We start from the raw sequence: 21,006 nt of genomic DNA, 5'->3' as shown, positions 1-21,006 counted from the left end.
TATAAATTGCCGGTACCCAAACCCGTATTCATGAGGAGAGCGCGCGTGTCGCCAAGCCTGTTCCGACGATAACCATCAGCCCGCTGTGCGTTTTCAGTTTCGCCCTTTTCTCGGCTGCTATTTATTACAGGCCCAGGTTCATGCCCGAATACGTCAATTGGCTTCGCCACGCTTCGCCTTACATCAACGCCCACCGCGATTGCACCTTTGTCGTCATGCTGCCCGGCGATGGCGTTGAACACCCGAACTTCGGCAATATCGTCCACGACCTGGTGCTGTTGCACAGCCTGGGTGTGCGTCTGGTGCTGGTTCACGGTTCCCGTCCGCAAATCGAAGCGCGCCTTGCTGCCCGTGGGCTGACCCCGCATTACCACCACGGCCTGCGCATCACCGATGCCGCGACCCTGGAGTGCGTGATCGACGCGGTCGGCCAGTTGCGCATTGCCATTGAGGCTCGCCTGTCGATGGACATGGCTTCGTCACCGATGCAGGGCTCACGCCTGCGGGTGGCCAGCGGCAACCTGGTGACGGCACGTCCGATCGGCGTGCTCGAAGGCGTCGACTATCACCACACCGGCGAAGTGCGCCGGGTCGACCGCAAGGGCATCAACCGTCTGCTGGATGAGCGCTCCATCGTGCTGCTGTCGCCACTGGGCTATTCGCCGACCGGGGAGATTTTCAACCTGGCTTGCGAAGACGTCGCCACGCGCGCGGCCATCGATCTGGGCGCGGACAAGCTGCTGCTGTTCGGCGCTGACCTGGGCCTGATCGACGAACATGGGCGCCTGGTGCGCGAACTGCGTCCGCAGCAAGTGCCAGCGCATCTGCAACGGCTGGGCAGCAACTATCAGGCAGAATTGCTCGATGCCGCGGCCGAAGCTTGCCGTGGCGGCGTGGCCCGTAGCCATATCGTCAGTTACGCCGAAGACGGTGCACTTTTGACCGAGCTGTTCACCCGCGATGGTGGCGGTACCCTGGTCGCCCAGGAACAGTTCGAAGTGGTGCGCGAAGCGGCCATTGAAGACGTCGGTGGTTTGCTGGACTTGATCAGTCCGCTGGAAGAGCAGGGCATCCTGGTGCGCCGTTCCCGTGAGGTGCTGGAGCGCGAAATCGAGCAGTTCAGTGTGGTTGAACGCGAAGGCATGATCATCGCCTGTGCGGCGCTGTACCAAATCGCCGATTCGGACGCGGGCGAGCTGGCGTGCCTGGCGGTGAATCCGGAGTACCGCCATGGCGGTCGCGGCGATGAGCTGCTGGAACGCATTGAAAACCGCGCGCGGGCTCAGGGGTTGAAAACCTTGTTCGTCCTCACCACCCGCACCGCGCACTGGTTCCGCGAACGTGGCTTCGAACCCAGCAGCGTCGACCGACTACCGTCGGCGCGGGCGTCGCTTTACAACTATCAGCGTAACTCGAAGATCTTCGAAAAAGCCCTGTAACCCAGCAGCTTTTTGTGGCGAGGGAGCTTGTCGGACCGCCGCACCGTCCCGCTGGAGGCCGAAGGACTCCCTATTGGGACCGCTGCGCGGCCCAGCGGGAGCAAGCTCCCTCGCCACGGAATTTGCGTTACTCCTGCACAAACTTCACGCTGACATAAGGCGAATAATCCGGCAACACCGTCTCGACCTTCCCTTGTTCCTTCAAGAATTTCGCTGTCTCGCCCATCGCCTTGGCCGTGTGCCGCCATCCAGTAGCGCTCTGTTACGCCCTGGCATCCGGAAAAGCGGAACCGGCCACGACCTCCGGATGTTTTCGGCGTAATCCTTGCGCGTCACCCAGACCTCAAGGCGAAAGAAAATGCGAACAAATACACAAACTGTAACAATTGGTCCGGATAGTGCGCGTTTGGACGTCATGGGACCGCCTTCCGGTATAAAATTTATTTCCGAATTACGTCAGAACTAATCGATCTAAAAAAGAAAAAATAGATACCTATTAGGAATTGGCTTGTGAGCCAAACCCTCTATTCTGTGGAAGTTGGGAGTGGGGAGCTAAATTCCTAAACGGTATTAGAAAAGAAGTGGTCAATTCTTTTCAGGTTCATGACGAGTTCATGACCCCGCAAGGACCAAAAAAAAGGGGGTTAGACTATGGTCGTAGACACACATGGTTACGATTGACTTGTGGGTCACGCTCTGGCGCTAATCGCGCATCTTAGGATTCCGGGCATCGACTCGGGGCCAGGAACACAAGAATTAGAATCGAGAGGAGCTACACAATGAACAAGTCCACCTTGGCTCTGGCCGTGACCGTTGGGGTATTGACGCAGCAGGCAGGCGCCGCCGGTTTCCTGGAAGACAGCAAGGCTTCCATCAGCTCTCGCACCATGTATTACGACGCCGATATGCGTGAAGGTGCGAGCACCCCTGCCAACCGTCAGCGCGAAACCGCTGAGGGTCTGAAGTTCGATTACCTGTCCGGTTTCACTCAGGGTACCGTAGGTTTTGGTATCGACGCCCAGGCTCTGGTTGGTATCCATCTGGATGGTGGCAAGGGGCATCACCCGACCGGTAACAGCAACTCATTCTTCCCTAGCGATGGCAATGAGGCGGCCAACGAGTGGAGCCGTCTGGATGGCAACGTCAAGGCGCGCTTCTCGAAGACCGAAGCCCACCTGGGTGGCGCTCTGGCACCTAACCTGCCGATCCTGATCGCGAACGACAGCCGTGTGCTGCCGCAGACCTTTGAAGGTGGCACCATCACCTCCAAAGAAATCGACAATGTGACCTTTAATTTTGGTCAACTGGAGCATGCGTCGGGTCGCGCCTCCTCGAACTCCACTGGCCTGTCTGTGGCTGGCGCTACTGAGGACAGCAATAAATTCCAATACGCCGGTGCTGACTGGAAGGTCACCAAAGACCTCATGCTGCAGTACTACTATGCGAACCTGGAAGACTTCTACAAGCAGAACTTCCTCGGTCTGGTGCACGTCTACCCGATCGCGGCCAATCAGTCGTTCAAGACCGATATCCGTTATTTCGACAGCAGCTCTGATGGCAAGAACGGTGATCCGGGCTTCCAGTTCAACAACAACAATGGCTTCGCCAAGGAAAAGGGCGTAGTCGATAACAAGACCTGGAGCGCCATGTTCACCTATACCCTGGGTGGCAACGCATTCCTGATCGGGCATCAGCGTGTCAACGATGACGGCGGCTTCGTTTTCTTGAACCAAGGCAACCTTGTCGATAGCAACGGTAATCCTGAAGGTGCCGGCGGCGCGAGCTTCTACTCGTTTACCGACGCTACGGTTGGCAGCTTTATCCGTGCCGGTGAAAACACCACGTTCGGTCAGTACTCCTATGACTTCGCCTCCCTGGGCGTACCAGGCTTGAAAGCTTCGATTGCTTACTTGAATGGCCAGGACATCAAGGCTACCAACGGTGTTGGTAAAGACCTGAGTGAGCACGAAACCGACGCGCGCATTGATTACGTGATTCAAACGGGCGCACTGAAAGGGTTTGGTACGACGCTGCGTCACGGTACCTACCGTGGCAACACCAGCACCCTCGATCAAGACCAGACCCGTCTGATCTTCAACTACACCTACAGCTTCATGTAATAGCCGTAAGAAAAGAGCCCCGTCGATTGGCGGGGTTTTTTTTGCGCCGAATTTTATATTCCATAAACAAAGGATCTATTTCCTTTTTATTCTTTTTGGATTTTTAATCCGCGCCTTAAAGTGCACCTGTCCGACACTCATCCATGAGCTCGGATTTGGCATTTTCCTCCCTCGACAATTGATCAGTTACAGGAATTGGCCTAGCTGCCGATACCTCGGATCTGTTGTGGGAATTGATATTCCAAAATGGAATTAAAAATAGGTAAAAAATTATTTTTGGCTTTAAGTCAACGTGTCCTGCGGCCCGTCAAACGACCGGCCTGGACGGTTTACCGCGAATTTATGCATTCAGGATCCCGGGCAATCGATTCGGGACCAGGAACATCAGAATTAGAAGAGAGGAGCGAAACATGAACAAGTCCACCCTGGCCATGGCTGTGGCCGTCGGGGCATTGGCCCAGCAGGCAAACGCCGCGGGTTTTATCGAAGACAGCAAGGCAACATTGGGGCTGCGTAACTTCTACATCAACACCGATTACCGTGACGGCACTGGCCCGAACAAAAACGAAGAATGGGGCCAAGGCTTCGATCTGCGTTTCATTTCCGGTTACACCCAAGGCACTGTCGGCTTCGGTATCGATGCGATCGGCCTGTTGGGCGTCAAGCTGGATTCGGGCGGCGGTACCAATGGCGCCACGGCGACCTCTTACGGCGGTACGGTTTTCCCGAGCAAATCCAACGGCGAGGCAGTTGATGATTTCTCCAGCCTGGGCCTGACCGCCAAAGCCAGGGTTTCCCAGACCGAACTGAAGCTGGGCACCCTGCAGCCGAAAAATCCGGTGATCGTGACCAACGATGGTCGTCTGCTGCCGCAAACCTGGCAGGGTGGCCAGATCACTTCCGCCGAGATCAAGGACCTGTCGCTGGTCGGTGGACAGATCGAAGCCGTCAAAGGCCGTAACTCCAGCAACAATGAGCAGATGTCGATTTCGGGTGCGAACACTCGCGGCACCAAATTCCGCGACAGCAACAAGTTCATCTATGCCGGTGGCGACTACAAGATCACCAAGGACCTGACTGCCCAGTACTACTACGGCAATCTGGAAGAGTTCTACAAGCAACACTTCCTGGGTCTGGTGCACAACTGGGCTATCGGCCCTGGCGTGTTGAAGTCGGACTTGCGTTACTTCAACAGTTCCGACGACGGTGCCAACGGCCACGACCCTCTGTTCTTCAGCACTGGCAACTACAGCGGTGCAGCCAACGGTAAAGGCAAGGTCGACAACAACCTGTACAGCGGCCTGTTCCTGTACTCCGTTGCCGGTCACACCTTCGGCGCCGGTTACCAGGTCAGCAACGGCAGTAGCGACTTCCCTTGGCTGAACCAGGGGGACGGTTCATCGAACTACACCATCACCGATTCGCAAATCCAGAAGTTTGCCCGTGCCGGCGAGAAAACCTGGCTAGCACGCTACTCGTTCGACTTCGCCAGGGTCGGTGTACCTGGCCTGACGGCGGGCCTGGTGTATCTGCATGGCGACAACATCGATACCGTTAACGCCAAGGGTGGCGAGGCGGCCAATGGTGCTTCCGAGTGGGAGCGTGATCTGAACGTGGCTTACGTCGTTCAGGAAGGTCCGCTGAAAAACCTGGGCCTGGCATGGAAAAACGCTACCTGGCGCACCGACCTGCCGAACACGCGTTCGCAGGACGAAAACCGCGTGATCCTCAGCTACTCGATCCCGCTGCTGTAATAGCGCTCGCGTAATCGAGACAAAAAAAGCCCCGCCCGGTATTGCACCGGGCGGGGCTTTTACATGTTCAAGACGGGTTCACCCCCGTAATCCCGCCTTGAAGTTCCCTCTTTGCAGCAACTCAAGGCCTTCTCGAACCTTGTGGGCGATATTCGGCGGCTTGTGCGTGCACGTCCAGTGAACAGATTTTTAATATGTCTTTATGATCTAAATAAATCGATATTTATTCTTTTTAATGGATAAAAAACACAGGCACAGTTGAACCCATCAAGTACTCACAAGGAGCAGCACCATGGGCCTCAGACTTGGCGATATCGCCCCCGATTTCGAACAGAACTCCAGCGCCGGCATTATCCGTTTTCATCAGTGGCTGGGCGATAGCTGGGGCGTGCTGTTTTCCCATCCGGCGGATTTCACGCCAGTGTGCACCACTGAATTGGGCTTCACTGCCAGGCTCAAGGATGAATTCGCCCTGCGTGGCGTCAAGGCCATCGCCTTGTCGGTGGATCCGGTGGAGTCGCATCACAAGTGGATCGAGGACATCAACGAGACGCAGAACACCGTGGTCAATTTCCCGATCCTCGACGACGCCGACCGCAAGGTCTCGGACCTCTACGACCTGATCCATCCCAACGCCAACGACACCCTGACCGTACGCTCGCTGTTCGTGATCGACCCGAACAAAAAGGTCAGGTTGACCATCACCTACCCGGCGAGCACCGGGCGCAATTTCGATGAAATCCTGCGGGTGATCGACTCGTTGCAACTTACTGATAACTACAAGGTGGCCACGCCGGCCAACTGGCAGGACGGTGATGAGGTGGTGATCGTGCCGTCGCTCAAGGATGAGGAAGAAATCAAACAGCGCTTTCCCAAGGGTTATCGGGTGGTCAAGCCATACTTGCGCCTGACGCCGCAGCCGAATCGGTGAGCCTTCAGCATTTTTGGCGCAACTGATGCCGCCATCGCGAGCAAGCTCGCTCCCACAGTTGATCGCGTCCATCCTGTGGGAGCGAGCTTGCTCGCGATAGCGGTCGATCAGGCGCAGCAGGATTCAGAGTTTGCACCCACAAAGCAGGGGATTTCAGGCCGTTCCGACGGCCTGTTTTTTTGTCTGGAAGAAACCGAATTGCATATCTCTTTAATGCATAACTAAATGAATAAATATGATTTATGGATATATAAATCAACTGTTAAGGTCACTCCATCGAAGCGAGATCGCAAACCGCGAATCGCCAACGCCGCGCAAGGAATCGTCTGAATGTTGGTTGTCTCACTCGGTGGCAGTCCCAGCCAGCGCTCTCGTTCCGGGGTGCTGCTGGATCGCTCCCGACAATGGTTACAAGAGCAGGGCGTGGAAGTGGTGAGTTATCAGGTACGGGACTTCCCGGCCGAAGACCTGCTGCACGCACGCTTCGACAGCCCCAAGGTGATCGACCTGCTGCAACAGATTGAAAACGCCGATGCCCTGCTGATCGCCACACCGGTTTACAAGGCATCGTTTTCCGGAGCCCTGAAAGTCGTGCTGGATCTGCTGCCCGAACGCGCCTTGAGCCACAAGGTGGTTCTGCCGATGGCCACGGGCGGCAGCATCGCCCACATGCTGGCGGTGGATTACGCGCTCAAGCCGGTGCTGTCGGCCTTGAAGGCCCAGGAAATGCTGCAAGGCATTTTCGCCGTCGACAGTCAGATCGCCTACGGCGAAGGCAGCGCCCAGGCGCAATTGGCACCGGAGCTGGAGCAACGACTGAATGAATCTCTGGAGCTGTTTCTCAGCGCCATGGCGCGACGGCCCAAGCCGCTCGATCCGAACCTGTTGAATGATCGGTTGTTGAGTGCTCGCTGGAGCATTTGAGCCTCACCGAAAAATTGAAGTACTGGCCTTACTCGCCCGCCATCGGGCAAGCAGGTGCAGCCAAAACCCAACTGCAAAAAGGAGAGCGCCATGCGCCCTGTCATTTTGCGTCGTGGTCTGGTCGCTCTGTTTGCTGCGGCTGTCACCTTCGGCGCCATTACTCAAGCTCAGGCCGAGACCTTACGAATCGGCTATCAGAAATACGGCACCCTGGTGCTGCTCAAAGCCAAAGGCACCCTGGAAAAACGCCTCGCCGCCCAAGGCGTGGACGTGCAATGGACTGAATTCCCCGGTGGCCCGCAGTTGCTCGAAGGCCTGAACGTCGGTTCCATCGATTTCGGCGTGACCGGCGAAACGCCTCCGGTGTTTGCCCAGGCAGCGGGTGCCGATCTGCTCTACGTCGCCTATGAACCGCCAGCGCCGCACAGTGAGGCGATCCTGGTGCCGAAGGACTCGCCGGTCAAATCGGTGGCGGACCTCAAAGGCAAGAAAGTCGTGCTCAACAAGGGCTCCAACGTGCATTACCTGCTGGTGCGTGCACTGGAAGACGCCGGCCTCAAATACACCGACATCCAGACCGTATTCCTGCCGCCGGCCGATGCCCGCGCCGCGTTCGAGCGTGGCAGCGTCGACGCCTGGGTGATCTGGGACCCGTACCAGGCCGCCGCCGAACAACAGCTGCAAGCGCGCACCCTGCGCGATGGCCAGGGCATCGTCGACAACCATCAGTTCTACCTGGCGACCAAGCCTTATGCGCAGAAGAATCCCGAGGTGATCAAGACCTTGGTCGAAGAAGTGCGTGCGATTGGCGAGTGGTCCAAGGCTAACCCGCAAGAGGTGACCCAACAGGTTTCACCGCTGCTCGGCCTGCCAGCGGACATCACTCTGACCTCGGTGAAACGCCAGGGTTATGGCGCGCTGTTCCTCACCCCGGAAGTGGTCGCGGCGCAACAGAAAATTGCCGACAGCTTCTACCAGCTCAAGCTGATTCCCAAGCCGTTGAGCATCAAAGACGTGATCTGGACGCCGCCGGCCGTCGTGGCCCAAAGCTCGGTAACCAAAGCCCAATAATTCGATTCCCCAAGGAGACCACTCCATGAGCCTCAATATTTTCTGGTTCCTGCCTACCCACGGCGACGGCCATTACCTTGGCACCGCTGAAGGCGCACGTGCCGTCGATCACGGTTACCTGCAACAAGTCGCACAGGCAGCGGATCGCTTGGGGTTCGGCGGGGTACTGATCCCTACCGGCCGCTCGTGCGAAGACTCGTGGCTGGTGGCGGCATCGTTGATTCCGGTGACCCAGCGCTTGAAATTCCTGGTCGCCCTGCGCCCCGGGATCATTTCCCCGACAGTGGCGGCGCGTCAGGCCGCGACCCTGGATCGGCTGTCTGGTGGTCGTGCGCTGTTCAACCTGGTGACTGGCGGTGATCCGGAAGAGTTGGCGGGCGACGGTCTGTTCCTCAGCCACGAGGAACGCTATCAGGCCTCGGTGGAGTTCACCCGTATATGGCGTCGGGTGCTGGAAGGCGAAACCGTCGATTACGACGGCCAGCACATCAGCGTGAAAGGCGCGAAATTGCTCTATCCACCGATCCAGCAGCCACGTCCGCCACTGTACTTCGGCGGCTCTTCGGATGCCGCGCAAGACCTGGCCGCCGAACAGGTGGAGATGGTCTTGACCTGGGGCGAGCCACCGGCCGCCGTGGCGGAAAAGATCGAACAGGTGCGCGCCAAGGCCGCCAAGCTTGGGCGCACCGTGCGCTTCGGCATTCGCCTGCATGTGATCGTGCGCGAAACCAACGATGAAGCCTGGAAAGCCGCGGACCGGCTGATCTCCCATCTCGACGACGAGACCATCGCTCGTGCCCAGGCCTCGCTGGCGCGTTTCGATTCGGTCGGTCAGCAGCGCATGGCCGCATTGCATGGCGGTAACCGTGACAACCTGGAAGTCAGCCCTAACCTGTGGGCTGGCGTCGGCCTGGTGCGCGGCGGTGCCGGTACGGCGCTGGTAGGCGATGGTCCGACCGTGGCGGCTCGCGTTAAGGAGTACGCGGACCTGGGCATCGATACCTTCATCTTCTCCGGTTATCCACACCTGGAAGAGTCGTACCGGGTGGCCGAGTTGCTGTTCCCGCACCTCGATGTCGAGCGTCCTGAACTGCCGAAAAGTGCCGGCTATGTCAGCCCGTTCGGTGAGATGGTCGCCAACGACATTCTGCCCAAAGCCGCGTCCCAGAGCTGAGGCGCGGTCATGAAGAAAATCATCCATAGCCTGGCGCCCTGGGCGTTGCCGCTGTTGCTACTGGCGGTCTGGCAGTTGAGTGTGTCGGCGGGCTGGTTGTCGACACGGATTCTGCCGGCGCCGATCGCCGTCATCGAAGCCGGCGTGAGCCTGGTACGCAGCGGCGAAATCTGGACGCACCTGGCCATCAGCGGCTGGCGTGCCGCGCTGGGTTTCACCATTGGCGGCAGCATCGGTTTGACCCTGGGCTTTATCACCGGCCTGTCGAAGTGGGGCGAGCGCCTGCTCGACAGTTCGGTGCAGATGATCCGCAATGTGCCGCACCTGGCGCTGATTCCGCTGGTGATCCTGTGGTTCGGTATCGACGAGTCGGCGAAGATTTTCCTGGTGGCGCTGGGCACGTTGTTCCCGATCTACCTCAACACCTATCACGGCATCCGTAACGTCGACCCGGCGCTGGTGGAGATGTCGCGCAGTTATGGCTTGTCTGGTTTCGGTCTGTTCTGGCAGGTGATTCTGCCGGGGGCGCTGCCTTCGATTCTGGTCGGTGTGCGCTTCGCCCTGGGCTTCATGTGGCTGACGTTGATCGTGGCGGAAACCATTTCCGCGAGTTCCGGCATCGGCTATCTGGCCATGAATGCCCGGGAGTTTTTGCAGACCGACGTGGTGGTGCTGGCGATTCTGTTGTACGCGGTGCTCGGCAAACTGGCCGACCTCGCGGCCCGTGGACTTGAGCGTGTGTGGCTGCGCTGGCACCCGGCGTATCAGGTTGCCAAGGGAGGTGCGGCATGATCGCGGAGCAACCTCCACGCTTGCTGCGCGGTATTCCGCTGGCGGTGCGCAAGCTGCAAAAAACCTTTGGCTCGCGGCAGGTGCTGCACGAGATCGACCTGCACATTCCGGCGGGCCAGTTTGTCGCCGTGGTCGGTCGCAGCGGCTGCGGCAAAAGTACCTTGCTGCGCTTGCTCGCCGGCCTCGATAAACTCACGGGCGGTGAGCTGCTCGCCGGTGCCGCGCCATTGAGCGACGCGCGGGAAGACACGCGGCTGATGTTCCAAGAGGCGCGTTTGCTGCCCTGGAAAAAGATCATCGACAACGTCGGTCTCGGCCTCAAGGGCAACTGGCGGCCGCAAGCGCTTGAAGCGTTGGAAGCGGTCGGTTTGGCGGATCGCGCCAATGAGTGGCCGGCAGCGCTGTCCGGTGGGCAGAAGCAACGCGTGGCTTTGGCCCGTGCGTTGATTCATCAGCCGCGCCTGCTGTTGCTCGACGAGCCCTTGGGGGCGCTGGATGCCCTGACCCGAATTGAAATGCAGCAACTGATTGAACGGCTCTGGCAGCAGCACGGCTTCACGGTGTTGCTGGTGACCCATGACGTCAGCGAAGCCGTGGCGATTGCCGATCGGGTGATCCTGATCGAAGACGGCGAAGTCGGCCTCGACCTGCACGTGGAATTGCCGCGCCCCCGGGTCCGTGGCTCCCATCGGCTGGCGGCGCTGGAAACCGAAGTGCTCAATCGCGTGCTGGCGCTGCCCGGCCAGCCGCCGGAACCGGAACCTGTTTCACCCTTGCCCACGCAATTGCGCTGGGCTCAATAACTCAAGCTTTATCCAACGACAGGAATCAACATCATGACAATCAAGGCCATCAACGTTCGCAACCAGTTCAAAGGCTCCATCAAGGAAATCGTCCTCGGCGACGTGCTCTCGGAAATCGACGTGCAGACCGCGTCCGGCATCGTCACTTCGGTGATCACCACGCGCTCGGTGAAAGAGCTGGAACTGGCGGTCGGCAGTGAAGTGATCGCATTTGTGAAATCCACCGAGGTGTCGATCGCCAAGTTGTAAGCCGCATGCGTAAACAACAACCCCGAAGGGTTTGAGCCCTTCGGGGTTTTTTGTGTGTGCTTGTCTTGAACTGAGCGGTGCGGCCATCGCGAGCAAGCTCGCTCCCACAGGGATCTTCAGTGAAATCAGATTCCGTGAACGACAAATAACCCTGTGGGAGCGAGCTTGCTCGCGATGAGGCCAGTGAGCGCGCTAGAGATTTCTCTTGGGCAGATACGGCGGCAAATACAACCCCACATAAGCATCAAACACCCGCATCCCTTCCTCGGCCATTCGTGGCGTAATCTGCCCGTGCTGCTGCACCGAGCGCGCATACACCCGGTCGCCCAGCTCCATGGCCAGGGCGAACACGTCGACATCACTGGGCAATGTCGGCAGCTCGAAGTGATGGTCGAACAACTTGTGCATCAGATCGCCCAGTTCGATGTCGTGCTGACGGTCGGCCTGGGTGACTTCGGTCAGGCCGTGTTGGGCCAGAATAAGTTGGCGAGCGGCGGCGTCCTCTGCGTAGATGTCGAGCATGCGTTGTTCCACCAGTCGCGACAGGTCGCGCCAGCCATTCAAGGCGAGGTGATCGATGGGGGCTTGCAGGCAGGCGCGGAAGGCCGCATGGACGTCGGCGGTCAAGGCTTCGAGCAGGGCAGGCACGCTGGCGAAGAAGTGGTAGACCGAGGAGGGCGGGATCTCCGCGCGCTCGGCGACGCTGTAGATCGACAGACTGGCCACGCCCTCGGTGGCCAACAGCGTGCGGGCCGCATCGAGAATCGAATCGATCCGGGCCTGGCTACGTGCGCGGGGTTTGCGGGGGGTGGCTACGCGTGTCATTGAAGTCTCCTGCGGGGCAGCGGGCATTGTACGCAGAGCGGGCAGATGTTCCATATCCCCTGTGGCGAGGGGGCTTGCCCCCGTTGGAGTGCGCAGCACTCCCATTAACGGCAAACGCGTTATGTCTGTTTCAATGAAATCGCCTGTTTTGGGGCTGCTACGCAGCCCAACGGGGGCAAGCCCCCTCGCCACAGGGGCCATAAAAAAACGCCGCAGGCTATGAGGCCGGCGGCGTTTTTTTACTACTGCAACCGATTAAACGGTATGCAGGTACCAGTTGTACTCGAGGTCGGAGATGGAGTGTTCGAACTCCTCCAGCTCGCTCTCTTTACAGGCCACGAAGATATCGATGTATTTCGGATCGATGTACTTGGCCATGACTTCGCTGTCGTCCAGCTCGCGCAGTGCATCGCGCAGGTTGTTCGGCAGGCTCTGCTCGTTTTGCTCGTAGCTGTTGCCTTCCACTGGAGCGCCAGGCTCGACCTTGTTGGTCAGGCCGTGGTGCACACCTGCCAGGACCGACGCCATCAGCAGGTACGGGTTGGCATCGGCACCGGCCACGCGGTGTTCGATGCGCACGGCATCGGCGGAACCGGTCGGTACGCGAATCGCCACGGTACGGTTATCCAGGCCCCAGCACGGCGAGTTCGGCACGTAGAACTGTGCGCCGAAACGACGGTAGGAGTTGACGTTCGGGCAGAGGAACGCCATCTGCGCCGGTAGGGTCTCGAGCACACCGCCGATCGCGTGACGCAGTGCGGCGTTCTGCTCGGGATCCTCACTGGCAAAAATATTCTTGCCGTCTTTGTCGAGAATCGAAATGTGGACGTGCAGACCATTACCCGCCTGGCCTGGATAAGGCTTGGCCATGAAGGTGGTGTCCATTTCATGGTCGTAGGCGATGTTCTTGATCAGGCGCTTGAGCAGGACCGCGTAGTCGCAGGCCTTGATCGGGTCGGCCACGTGGTGCAGGTTCACTTCGAACTGCGCCGGGGCACTTTCCTTGACGATGGCGTCGGCCGGGATGCCTTGCTCCTTGGCACCTTCCAGAATGTCCTGGAGGCAGTCGACGTATTCGTCGAGGTCGTCGATCAGGTAGACCTGTGTCGAGTGCGGACGTTTGCCGGAAACCGGCGAGCGAGGGGGTTGCGGACGACCGTTCACGTTCTCCTGGTCGATCAGGTAGAACTCCAGTTCGAACGCGGCGCAGATGGTCAGGCCCATTTCGTCGAACTTGCGTACCACATTGGCCAGCACTTCACGCGGGTCGGCGAAGAATGGCTCGCCTTCGAGTTCGTGCATGGTCATCAACAGTTGCGCGGTCGGGCGCTTCTGCCATGGCTCGTTGCATAGGGTATCGGGGATTGGATAGCAGATTCGGTCAGCATCACCGATGTCCAGGCCCAGGCCGGTGCTTTCCACCGTCGAGCCATTGATATCCAGAGCAAATAAAGAGGCCGGCAGGTTGATGCCTTTCTCGTAAACCTTGTGGAGGCTGGTGCGTTCAATGCGCTTGCCGCGCACCACACCATTCATATCCGCAATCAGAAGGTCAACGTACAGAACCTCAGGATGTTCCTTAAGGAACGCGTTCGCTTCGTTAAGCTGAACGGCACGCGGGGGTACCGACATGATGCAACACCTTTGTTGTTAAAAATATCAATCATTGATCTTTTCAGATTCCAGTCAACCCGAACGGCATGCCGAAGTCAAGCGAGGCCTTTTTTGCCCTAAAAAAGCGCTCGCGTGGCTTTTTTGAGGCGATTTGGGGCGTTTTTATGCCCTTGGCCCCTGTGGCGCCCGCAGGCTTGAGCGGGCCGTGTTGTATTTTTTACGGGGGTGTTGTGTAAAAAAATGAACAAGGCTAAGCTCGAATCAAACCCATAACAGCAATAATACCGGGGTGCTTCATGTCTCGCCTGCCGATAATCGGCGTCACCGACTGCTCAAGACAGGTCGGTCGGCATGTTTATCACATCAGTGATGACACGCCCGTCCGTTCCGTGGCCTCAGCGGTTCCGGTGATCCTTGCGTCCCAGACGGTTCGACTGTCCCCGTCCGATATTCTGGACGGTCGCGATGGCACCCCCATTACGGCTACTTCATTCAATATAGAACCGATTCACACTAGCGGCCTGACCATCGTGCAGGGCACCGCTCGCGATTCTGCACGCCCGGCTTCTGCAGCCGTGTCGGCAAGCACGATAATCTGCCGCGCAAACGCTCTACAACGCGACGCCGATGCGTCAAACAATGCCTGACCTTAAAAGGGTCAGACAACTCAAGCCTAGAGGCATTTATGAGTAACAACCTCGACCAGCTCACCGATTGGTTGAAAAACCACAAGATCACAGAAGTCGAATGCATGATCGCCGACTTGACCGGGATTACCCGGGGCAAGATTTCGCCGACCAACAAATTCATCGCCGAAAAAGGCATGCGTCTGCCAGAAAGCGTGCTGTTGCAGACCGTGACCGGCGATTACGTCGAAGACGACATCTATTACGAGCTGCTCGACCCGGCCGACATCGACATGATCTGCCGTCCCGACCAGAGCGCGGTGTACCTGGTGCCGTGGGCCATCGAGCCGACCGCCATCGTCATTCACGATACCTACGACAAGCAAGGCAACCCGATCGAGCTGTCGCCGCGCAACGTGCTCAAGAAAGTCCTGAAACTCTATACCGACAAAGGCTGGCAGCCGATCGTGGCGCCGGAAATGGAGTTTTACCTGACCAAGCGCAGTGACGACCCGGACTACCCGCTGCAACCGCCGGTCGGTCGCTCTGGTCGTCCGGAAATCGGTCGTCAGTCGTTCTCCATTGAAGCGGCGAACGAATTCGATCCGCTGTTCGAAGACGTCTACGACTGGTGCGAACTGCAGGACCTGGACCTCGATACGCTGATCCACGAGGACGGCACGGCGCAGATGGAAATCAACTTCCGTCACGGTGATGCCCTGTCCCTGGCCGACCAGATCCTGGTGTTCAAGCGCACCATGCGCGAGGCCGCGCTCAAGCACAACGTCGCAGCGACCTTCATGGCCAAGCCGATGACCGGCGAGCCGGGCAGCGCCATGCACTTGCACCAGAGCATCATCGACATCGAGACCGGCAGGAACATCTTCTCTAATGAAGACGGGACCATGAGCCAACTGTTCCTGCACCACATCGGTGGTCTGCAGAAACTCATCCCCGAGCTGTTGCCGCTGTTCGCCCCCAACGTCAACTCGTTCCGTCGCTTCCTGCCAGACACTTCGGCGCCGGTGAACGTGGAGTGGGGCGAAGAGAACCGCACCGTGGGCCTGCGGGTGCCGGATGCCGGGCCGCAGAACCGTCGGGTTGAAAACCGCCTGCCGGGCGCCGATGCCAACCCGTACCTGGCGATTGCCGCGAGTCTGCTCTGCGGTTACATCGGCATGGTCGAAGGCCTGAACCCGAGTGCGCCGGTGGTGGGGCGTGGCTATGAACGCCGCAACCTGCGCCTGCCGCTGACCATCGAAGACGCGCTGGAGCGCATGGAAAACAGCGCGACCATCGAGCGTTACCTGGGCAAAAATTTCATCACTGGCTACGTCGCGGTCAAGCGGGCCGAGCATGAAAACTTCAAGCGCGTGATCAGTTCGTGGGAAAGGGAATTCCTGCTCTTTGCCGTCTGATACGCCGGGCGCCGCCGCTGCCTGGCGGCGCCTTCACCTGATTGTTTTAGGAGATCCGTATGACCAGCAACAATCCGCAAACCCGTGAATGGCAAACCCTGAGCAATGATCACCACCTGGCTCCGTTCAGCGACTTCAAGCAGCTGAAAGAGAAAGGCCCGCGGATCATCACCAACGCCAAGGGCGTTTACCTCTGGGACAGCGAAGGCAACAAGATCCTCGACGGTATGGCCGGCCTGTGGTGTGTCGCGATTGGTTATGGTCGCGATGAACTGGCCGATGCCGCCAGTAAACAGATGCGCGAACTGCCTTACTACAACCTGTTCTTCCAGACCGCGCACCCGCCGGTACTGGAACTGGCCAAGGCTATCGCCGACATCGCGCCAGAGGGTATGAACCATGTGTTCTTCACCGGTTCCGGCTCTGAAGGCAACGACACCATGCTGCGTATGGTTCGTCACTACTGGGCGATCAAGGGCCAGCCGAAAAAGAAAGTCATCATCAGCCGCAAGAACGGCTATCACGGTTCCACCGTGGCCGGCGCGAGCCTGGGTGGCATGACGTACATGCACGAACAGGGCGACTTGCCGATCCCGGGCATCGTCCACATTGCCCAGCCGTACTGGTTCGCCGAAGGCGGCGACATGACTCCGGAAGAATTCGGTATCTGGGCGGCCAACCAGCTGGAAGAAAAGATTCTGGAAGTCGGCGTCGACAACGTCGGTGCCTTTATTGCCGAGCCGATCCAGGGCGCCGGTGGCGTGATCATTCCGCCAGCGACCTACTGGCCGCGCATCAAGGAAATCCTCGCCAAGTACGACATCCTGTTCGTGGCGGACGAAGTGATTTGCGGTTTCGGTCGTACCGGAGAGTGGTTCGGCAGCGATTTCTACGGCCTCAAGCCAGACATGATGACCATCGCCAAGGGCCTGACCTCGGGCTACATCCCGATGGGCGGCCTGATCGTGCGTGACGAAGTGGTGGACGTGCTCAACGAGGGCGGTGACTTCAACCATGGTTTCACCTACTCCGGGCACCCGGTGGCGGCGGCTGTGGGGCTGGAAAACATCCGTATCCTGCGCGACGAAAAAATTGTCGAGCGCGTGAAGTCAGAAACGGCACCGTATTTGCAGAAGCGTCTGCGGGAACTGAACGATCACCCGCTGGTGGGTGAAGTTCGTGGGGTCGGGCTGTTGGGGGCCATCGAACTGGTCCAGGACAAGGTCACTCGCAAGCGTTACGAGGGCAAGGGCGTCGGCATGATCTGCCGTCAGTTCTGCTTCGACAACGGCCTGATCATGCGCGCAGTCGGCGACACCATGATCATCGCTCCGCCACTGGTGATCACGCTGGCGGAAATCGATGAGTTGGTAACCAAGGCTCGCAAGTGCCTTGACCTGACCCTGAGTGCGTTGCAGGGCTAAGTGCTAGGCTCTGAGCGAGGGAGCTGCGGCGCTCTTGCTCAAAGCTGTCACAAAGGCCGGTCTTTTCTTGAAAGACCGCCCAGGATCTTGCCAGACTAGCCGCAGTTCCAGTTGTCAGGGTTCGGCTGCTGAACAAAGTGGTTCAAAAAAGAAAAATTTGGAGCATGACGCATGAAGGCATTAGGTAAAAAGCTTGCTGGCAAGACATTTCTCGCCCTGTCCGTCGCGGGCATGATGGCGGGTGCGGTTCAGGCGGACGACAAGGTGTTGCACGTCTACAACTGGTCCGACTATATCGCTCCGGACACCATCGCGAACTTCGAGAAAGAGTCGGGGATCAAGGTCGTTTACGACGTATTCGACAGCAACGAGACCCTGGAAGCCAAACTGCTGGCGGGCAAGTCCGGCTACGACGTGGTCGTGCCATCGAACAACTTCCTGGCCAAGCAGATCAAGGCCGGCGTATATCAGGAGCTGGACCGGTCCAAGCTGCCTAACTGGAAAAACCTGAACCAGGATCTGCTCAAGGCCGTTTCGGTCAGTGACCCTGGCAACAAGCACGCCTTCCCGTACATGTGGGGCTCGATCGGCATCGGTTACAACCCGGAGAAGGTCAAGGCCGCGTTGGGCGTCGATACCATCGACTCCTGGGACGTGCTGCTCAAACCGGAAAACATTGCCAAGCTCAAGGGTTGCGGTGTGAGTTTCCTCGATTCGCCGACCGAAATGATCCCGGTCGCGCTGCACTACCTGGGCCTGCCAACCGATAGCCAGAAGAAAGAAGACATCAAGAAAGCCGAGGAACTGTTCCTCAAGATTCGTCCTTCGATCACCTACTTCCACTCGTCCAAGTACATCTCGGACCTGGCCAACGGCAACATCTGTGTAGCGGTTGGCTACTCGGGTGACGTTCAGCAGGCCAAGTCCCGTGCCGCAGAGGCGGGTGACAAGGTCAAAGTCAGCTACGCCATTCCGAAAGAAGGCGCTGGCACCTTCTACGACATGGTCGCGATTCCCAAGGATGCCGAGAACGTTCAGGGCGCCTACAAGTTCATGACGTTCCTGCAGAAGCCTGAAGTCATGGCCGGTATCACCAACGCCGTACGCTTCCCGAACGGTAACGCCGCTGCAACAGCTCTGGTCGACAAAGACATCACCAGCGATCCAGGCATCTACCCGCCAGCCGATGTGCTGGTCAAGTTGTATGCCATCGCCGACCTGCCAGCGGCGACTCAGCGGGAATTGACCCGCAGCTGGACCAAGATCAAATCCGGTAAATAAGTAATACCTCTGTAGGAGCGAGCTTGCTCGCGAAAAAAACCGAAACGCCGCGGGGTGTCAGGCACAACGCGTTATCGTTGACGACCATCGCGAGCAAGCTCGCTCCTACAAGGGTCGTGGTATCTGCATAAAAGTTTTGCTGGAACGGTTTTTCGAGGGTAAGTTGCGCGCCGGTTTTGTTGCCGGGCAACCACGGTTGTCATGTAGCGCGGGGCAACTTGGGCCCAACTAATTTCAGAGGACCTCCACTTGCCTGTTTTTTCTTTCTTGCGCAAAGCCATGCTGGTCGGCGCCGGGCTGACGATTGCTGTCAGTGTCCAGGCCGCCGGCACCGTGCATATTTATAACTGGTCGGACTACATCGGTGAGACCACTCTGGCCGACTTCCAGAAAGAGACCGGCATCAAGCCGGTTTATGACGTCTTCGATTCCAACGAAACCCTGGAAGGCAAGTTGTTGGCCGGGCGTACCGGTTATGACGTGGTCGTGCCGTCGAACCACTTCCTCGGCAAACAGATCAAGGCCGGGGCATTCCAGAAGCTCGACAAATCGCAGCTGCCGAATTATTCGAACCTCGACCCGGTGCTGCTCAAGCGCCTGGAACAGAACGATCCGGGCAACCTGTACGCCGTGCCGTACCTGTGGGGCACCAATGGCATCGGCTACAACGTCGACAAGGTCAAGGCTGTGCTGGGCGTCGACACGATCGATTCCTGGGGCGTGCTGTTCGAGCCGCAGAACATCAAGAAGCTGCAAAGCTGTGGTGTAGCCTTCCTCGACTCCGCCGATGAAATGATGCCGACAGTGCTCAACTACATGGGCCTGAATGCGAACAGCACCAACCCTGAAGATTACAAAAAGGCCGAAGAGAAGTTGCTCGCAGTGCGGCCTTACGTGACCTACTTCCACTCTTCGAAATACATCGCGGATCTGGCCAACGGCGATATCTGCGTGGCGATCGGCTTCTCTGGCGACATCTTCCAGGCGAAGAATCGCGCCGAAGAAGCCAAGAAAGGCGTGAACATCGCCTACTCGATCCCGAAAGAGGGCGGCGCGCTCTGGTTCGACATGCTGGCGATTCCGAAGGACTCGGCCAACGTGAAGCAGGCCAATGCCTTCATCAACTATTTGCTCAAGCCTGAGGTGATTGCCCAGGTCAGTGATTACGTCGGCTATGCCAACCCTAACCCTAAGTCGGACAAACTGATGGAACAGTCCATTCGCACCGACGAAGCGGTTTATCCGCCGCAAGCGGTGCTCGACAAGACCTACGTGTCCATCGAGCTGCCGCCGAATATTCAACGTTTGATGACCCGCAGCTGGACCAAGGTCAAGTCGGGTAAATAGTTTCAAGGCTCACCTTGAGCGAACTGAAAATTTTGTTGGGAGTTTCGTAAATGGCAGTTGCCTCCGGCGCCTATAAGAAAGCCCTCGAGGGCGACCAGTCACCTAAACAGGTGCTGGTCAAAATCGACCGGGTCACGAAGAAGTTCGACGAGACGATTGCCGTGGACGATGTGTCCCTGGAAATCAAGAAAGGCGAAATTTTCGCCCTGCTCGGCGGTTCGGGATCGGGCAAATCCACGTTGCTGCGCATGCTCGCAGGTTTCGAACGGCCCACGGAGGGGCGCATTTTCCTCGATGGCGTAGACATCACTGACATGCCGCCCTACGAGCGGCCGATCAACATGATGTTCCAGTCCTACGCCTTGTTTCCGCACATGACGGTGGCGCAGAACATCGCCTTCGGCCTCAAGCAGGACAAGTTGCCGGCCGCTGAAGTCGATGCGCGGGTGGCGGACATGCTCAAGCTGGTACAGATGAGCCAGTACGCCAAGCGCAAGCCGCATCAGCTGTCCGGCGGCCAGCGTCAGCGCGTAGCCCTGGCCCGTTCCCTGGCCAAGCGTCCGAAATTGCTGCTGCTCGACGAACCGATGGGCGCACTGGACAAGAAGCTGCGTTCGCAAATGCAGCTGGAGCTGGTGGAGATCATCGAGCGCGTCGGCGTGACCTGCGTCATGGTGACCCACGATCAGGAAGAGGCCATGACCATGGCCGAACGCATCGCGATCATGCACCTGGGCTGGATCGCCCAGATCGGCAGCCCGATCGACATCTACGAAACCCCGACCAGCCGCCTGGTCTGCGAATTCATCGGCAATGTGAACATCTTCGAAGGTGAAGTGATCGACGACGCCGAAGGCCACGCGATCATTACCTGCAAGGACCTGGATCGTCAGATCTACGTCGGCCACGGCATCAGCACTTCGGTGCAGGACAAGTCGGTCACCTACGCGATACGTCCGGAAAAACTGCTGGTCACCGCCAACATGCCGACCTGCCAGTACAACTGGTCCAGCGGCAAGGTGCACGACATCGCCTACCTCGGCGGCCATTCGGTGTTCTACGTCGAACTGCCAAGCGGCAAGCTGGTGCAGTCGTTCGTGGCCAACGCCGAGCGTCGCGGGCAGCGTCCGACCTGGGGTGATCAGGTCTACGTGTACTGGGAAGACGACAGCGGCGTGGTACTTCGCTCATGAACATGCGCAAATTCAAACGCC

General features: G+C 58.5%; 17 protein-coding genes and 1 pseudogene. 15 read left to right on the top strand and 3 right to left on the bottom strand.

Going from position 1 to position 21,006, the window contains the following annotated elements; genetic code table 11:
• The first annotated feature begins 140 nt into the window (after nucleotides 1–140).
• Nucleotides 141–1,439 (top strand): amino-acid N-acetyltransferase, encoded by a 1,299-nt coding sequence (gene argA, locus ACM6IK_RS18935; protein WP_108217144.1) that lies wholly within the window; start codon nucleotides 141–143, stop codon nucleotides 1,437–1,439.
• A gap of 127 nt (nucleotides 1,440–1,566) precedes the next feature.
• Here argA and tauA read toward each other — a convergent pair.
• Nucleotides 1,567–1,746, bottom strand: a pseudogene (gene tauA / locus ACM6IK_RS18930) (taurine ABC transporter substrate-binding protein); the annotation flags it as partial.
• A gap of 472 nt (nucleotides 1,747–2,218) precedes the next feature.
• Between tauA and ACM6IK_RS18925 the strand changes: the two are divergent.
• The 9 genes from ACM6IK_RS18925 to ACM6IK_RS18885 all read left to right on the top strand — a co-directional run bounded on the left by ACM6IK_RS18925 (nucleotide 2,219) and on the right by ACM6IK_RS18885 (nucleotide 11,257).
• Complete coding sequence (locus ACM6IK_RS18925; RefSeq protein WP_414875561.1) at nucleotides 2,219–3,559, top strand: OprD family outer membrane porin; 1,341 nt, start codon at nucleotides 2,219–2,221, stop codon at nucleotides 3,557–3,559.
• 410 nt (nucleotides 3,560–3,969) lie between these two features.
• A complete protein-coding gene (locus ACM6IK_RS18920) occupies nucleotides 3,970–5,313 on the top strand; it encodes an OprD family porin (protein ID WP_414875560.1) in 1,344 nt (447 codons plus the stop codon).
• Between the two features lie 292 nt (nucleotides 5,314–5,605).
• Nucleotides 5,606–6,244, top strand: coding sequence for a peroxiredoxin (locus ACM6IK_RS18915; protein WP_414875559.1), 639 nt, complete (start codon nucleotides 5,606–5,608; stop codon nucleotides 6,242–6,244).
• A gap of 330 nt (nucleotides 6,245–6,574) precedes the next feature.
• Nucleotides 6,575–7,168: an NADPH-dependent FMN reductase gene (gene ssuE, locus ACM6IK_RS18910; RefSeq protein ID WP_414875558.1), complete on the top strand. Its 594-nt coding sequence runs from the start codon at nucleotides 6,575–6,577 to the stop codon at nucleotides 7,166–7,168.
• A 90-nt stretch (nucleotides 7,169–7,258) separates the two neighbouring features.
• A complete protein-coding gene (locus ACM6IK_RS18905; RefSeq protein WP_108217138.1) occupies nucleotides 7,259–8,239 on the top strand; it encodes a sulfonate ABC transporter substrate-binding protein in 981 nt (326 codons plus the stop codon).
• A 25-nt stretch (nucleotides 8,240–8,264) separates the two neighbouring features.
• Nucleotides 8,265–9,413: an FMNH2-dependent alkanesulfonate monooxygenase gene (gene ssuD, locus ACM6IK_RS18900; RefSeq protein ID WP_218431619.1), complete on the top strand. Its 1,149-nt coding sequence runs from the start codon at nucleotides 8,265–8,267 to the stop codon at nucleotides 9,411–9,413.
• A gap of 9 nt (nucleotides 9,414–9,422) precedes the next feature.
• Nucleotides 9,423–10,205 carry an aliphatic sulfonate ABC transporter permease SsuC gene (ssuC, locus tag ACM6IK_RS18895; RefSeq protein WP_414875557.1) on the top strand — a complete coding sequence of 261 codons (783 nt, stop codon included), beginning with the start codon at nucleotides 9,423–9,425 and terminating at the stop codon, nucleotides 10,203–10,205.
• Nucleotides 10,202–11,008, top strand: a complete 807-nt coding sequence (gene ssuB, locus ACM6IK_RS18890) for an aliphatic sulfonates ABC transporter ATP-binding protein (protein WP_414875556.1) — start codon at nucleotides 10,202–10,204, stop codon at nucleotides 11,006–11,008. Before ssuC ends, ssuB begins: the two co-directional genes overlap by 4 nt.
• A gap of 33 nt (nucleotides 11,009–11,041) precedes the next feature.
• On the top strand, nucleotides 11,042–11,257 hold the full coding sequence (locus ACM6IK_RS18885) for a TOBE domain-containing protein (RefSeq protein ID WP_007967989.1): 216 nt from the start codon (nucleotides 11,042–11,044) through the stop codon (nucleotides 11,255–11,257).
• Between the two features lie 192 nt (nucleotides 11,258–11,449).
• On the opposite strand, the gene ACM6IK_RS18880 is transcribed toward ACM6IK_RS18885, so the two are convergent.
• Together ACM6IK_RS18880 and ACM6IK_RS18875 are read right to left on the bottom strand one after the other, a co-directional pair.
• Entirely contained in the window at nucleotides 11,450–12,082 is a 633-nt protein-coding gene (locus ACM6IK_RS18880) for a TetR/AcrR family transcriptional regulator (RefSeq protein ID WP_414875555.1), read from the bottom strand.
• A gap of 255 nt (nucleotides 12,083–12,337) precedes the next feature.
• Nucleotides 12,338–13,714 (bottom strand): glutamine synthetase family protein, encoded by a 1,377-nt coding sequence (locus tag ACM6IK_RS18875; protein WP_160386188.1) that lies wholly within the window; start codon nucleotides 13,712–13,714, stop codon nucleotides 12,338–12,340.
• A gap of 667 nt (nucleotides 13,715–14,381) precedes the next feature.
• Here ACM6IK_RS18875 and ACM6IK_RS18870 point away from each other — a divergent pair.
• The 5 genes from ACM6IK_RS18870 to ACM6IK_RS18850 all read left to right on the top strand — a co-directional run bounded on the left by ACM6IK_RS18870 (nucleotide 14,382) and on the right by ACM6IK_RS18850 (nucleotide 20,985).
• Nucleotides 14,382–15,740: a glutamine synthetase family protein gene (locus tag ACM6IK_RS18870; RefSeq protein WP_414875554.1), complete on the top strand. Its 1,359-nt coding sequence runs from the start codon at nucleotides 14,382–14,384 to the stop codon at nucleotides 15,738–15,740.
• A gap of 59 nt (nucleotides 15,741–15,799) precedes the next feature.
• Complete coding sequence (locus tag ACM6IK_RS18865) at nucleotides 15,800–17,164, top strand: aspartate aminotransferase family protein (protein ID WP_414875553.1); 1,365 nt, start codon at nucleotides 15,800–15,802, stop codon at nucleotides 17,162–17,164.
• Between the two features lie 171 nt (nucleotides 17,165–17,335).
• Nucleotides 17,336–18,445 (top strand): polyamine ABC transporter substrate-binding protein, encoded by a 1,110-nt coding sequence (locus ACM6IK_RS18860; protein ID WP_414875552.1) that lies wholly within the window; start codon nucleotides 17,336–17,338, stop codon nucleotides 18,443–18,445.
• Nucleotides 18,446–18,694: 249 nt separating this feature from the next.
• Entirely contained in the window at nucleotides 18,695–19,792 is a 1,098-nt protein-coding gene (locus ACM6IK_RS18855; RefSeq protein ID WP_414875551.1) for a polyamine ABC transporter substrate-binding protein, read from the top strand.
• A 50-nt stretch (nucleotides 19,793–19,842) separates the two neighbouring features.
• Complete coding sequence (locus tag ACM6IK_RS18850) at nucleotides 19,843–20,985, top strand: ABC transporter ATP-binding protein (RefSeq protein WP_218431609.1); 1,143 nt, start codon at nucleotides 19,843–19,845, stop codon at nucleotides 20,983–20,985.
• The last annotated feature ends 21 nt before the right edge of the window (nucleotides 20,986–21,006 follow it).

The sequence above is a fragment of the Pseudomonas sp. IT-196MI5 genome (assembly GCF_949767415.1).
In the GTDB taxonomy this organism is placed as follows: Bacteria; Pseudomonadota; Gammaproteobacteria; order Pseudomonadales; family Pseudomonadaceae; genus Aquipseudomonas.
Note: the sequence above shows the minus strand (reverse complement) of the source record. Positions and strands in the feature narration are given on the sequence as shown.

Excerpts from the sequence above, each read along its gene's own strand:
- argA (WP_108217144.1), top strand. The coding sequence starts at position 141 with ATGCCCGAATACGTCAATTGGCTTCGCCACGCTTCGCCTTACATCAAC.
- ACM6IK_RS18925 (WP_414875561.1), top strand. The coding sequence starts at position 2,219 with ATGAACAAGTCCACCTTGGCTCTGGCCGTGACCGTTGGGGTATTGACG.
- ACM6IK_RS18920 (WP_414875560.1), top strand. The coding sequence starts at position 3,970 with ATGAACAAGTCCACCCTGGCCATGGCTGTGGCCGTCGGGGCATTGGCC.
- ACM6IK_RS18915 (WP_414875559.1), top strand. The coding sequence starts at position 5,606 with ATGGGCCTCAGACTTGGCGATATCGCCCCCGATTTCGAACAGAACTCC.
- ssuE (WP_414875558.1), top strand. The coding sequence starts at position 6,575 with ATGTTGGTTGTCTCACTCGGTGGCAGTCCCAGCCAGCGCTCTCGTTCC.
- ACM6IK_RS18905 (WP_108217138.1), top strand. The coding sequence starts at position 7,259 with ATGCGCCCTGTCATTTTGCGTCGTGGTCTGGTCGCTCTGTTTGCTGCG.
- ssuD (WP_218431619.1), top strand. The coding sequence starts at position 8,265 with ATGAGCCTCAATATTTTCTGGTTCCTGCCTACCCACGGCGACGGCCAT.
- ssuC (WP_414875557.1), top strand. The coding sequence starts at position 9,423 with ATGAAGAAAATCATCCATAGCCTGGCGCCCTGGGCGTTGCCGCTGTTG.
- ssuB (WP_414875556.1), top strand. The coding sequence starts at position 10,202 with ATGATCGCGGAGCAACCTCCACGCTTGCTGCGCGGTATTCCGCTGGCG.
- ACM6IK_RS18885 (WP_007967989.1), top strand. The coding sequence starts at position 11,042 with ATGACAATCAAGGCCATCAACGTTCGCAACCAGTTCAAAGGCTCCATC.
- ACM6IK_RS18880 (WP_414875555.1), bottom strand. The coding sequence starts at position 12,082 with ATGACACGCGTAGCCACCCCCCGCAAACCCCGCGCACGTAGCCAGGCC.
- ACM6IK_RS18875 (WP_160386188.1), bottom strand. The coding sequence starts at position 13,714 with ATGTCGGTACCCCCGCGTGCCGTTCAGCTTAACGAAGCGAACGCGTTC.
- ACM6IK_RS18870 (WP_414875554.1), top strand. The coding sequence starts at position 14,382 with ATGAGTAACAACCTCGACCAGCTCACCGATTGGTTGAAAAACCACAAG.
- ACM6IK_RS18865 (WP_414875553.1), top strand. The coding sequence starts at position 15,800 with ATGACCAGCAACAATCCGCAAACCCGTGAATGGCAAACCCTGAGCAAT.
- ACM6IK_RS18860 (WP_414875552.1), top strand. The coding sequence starts at position 17,336 with ATGAAGGCATTAGGTAAAAAGCTTGCTGGCAAGACATTTCTCGCCCTG.
- ACM6IK_RS18850 (WP_218431609.1), top strand. The coding sequence starts at position 19,843 with ATGGCAGTTGCCTCCGGCGCCTATAAGAAAGCCCTCGAGGGCGACCAG.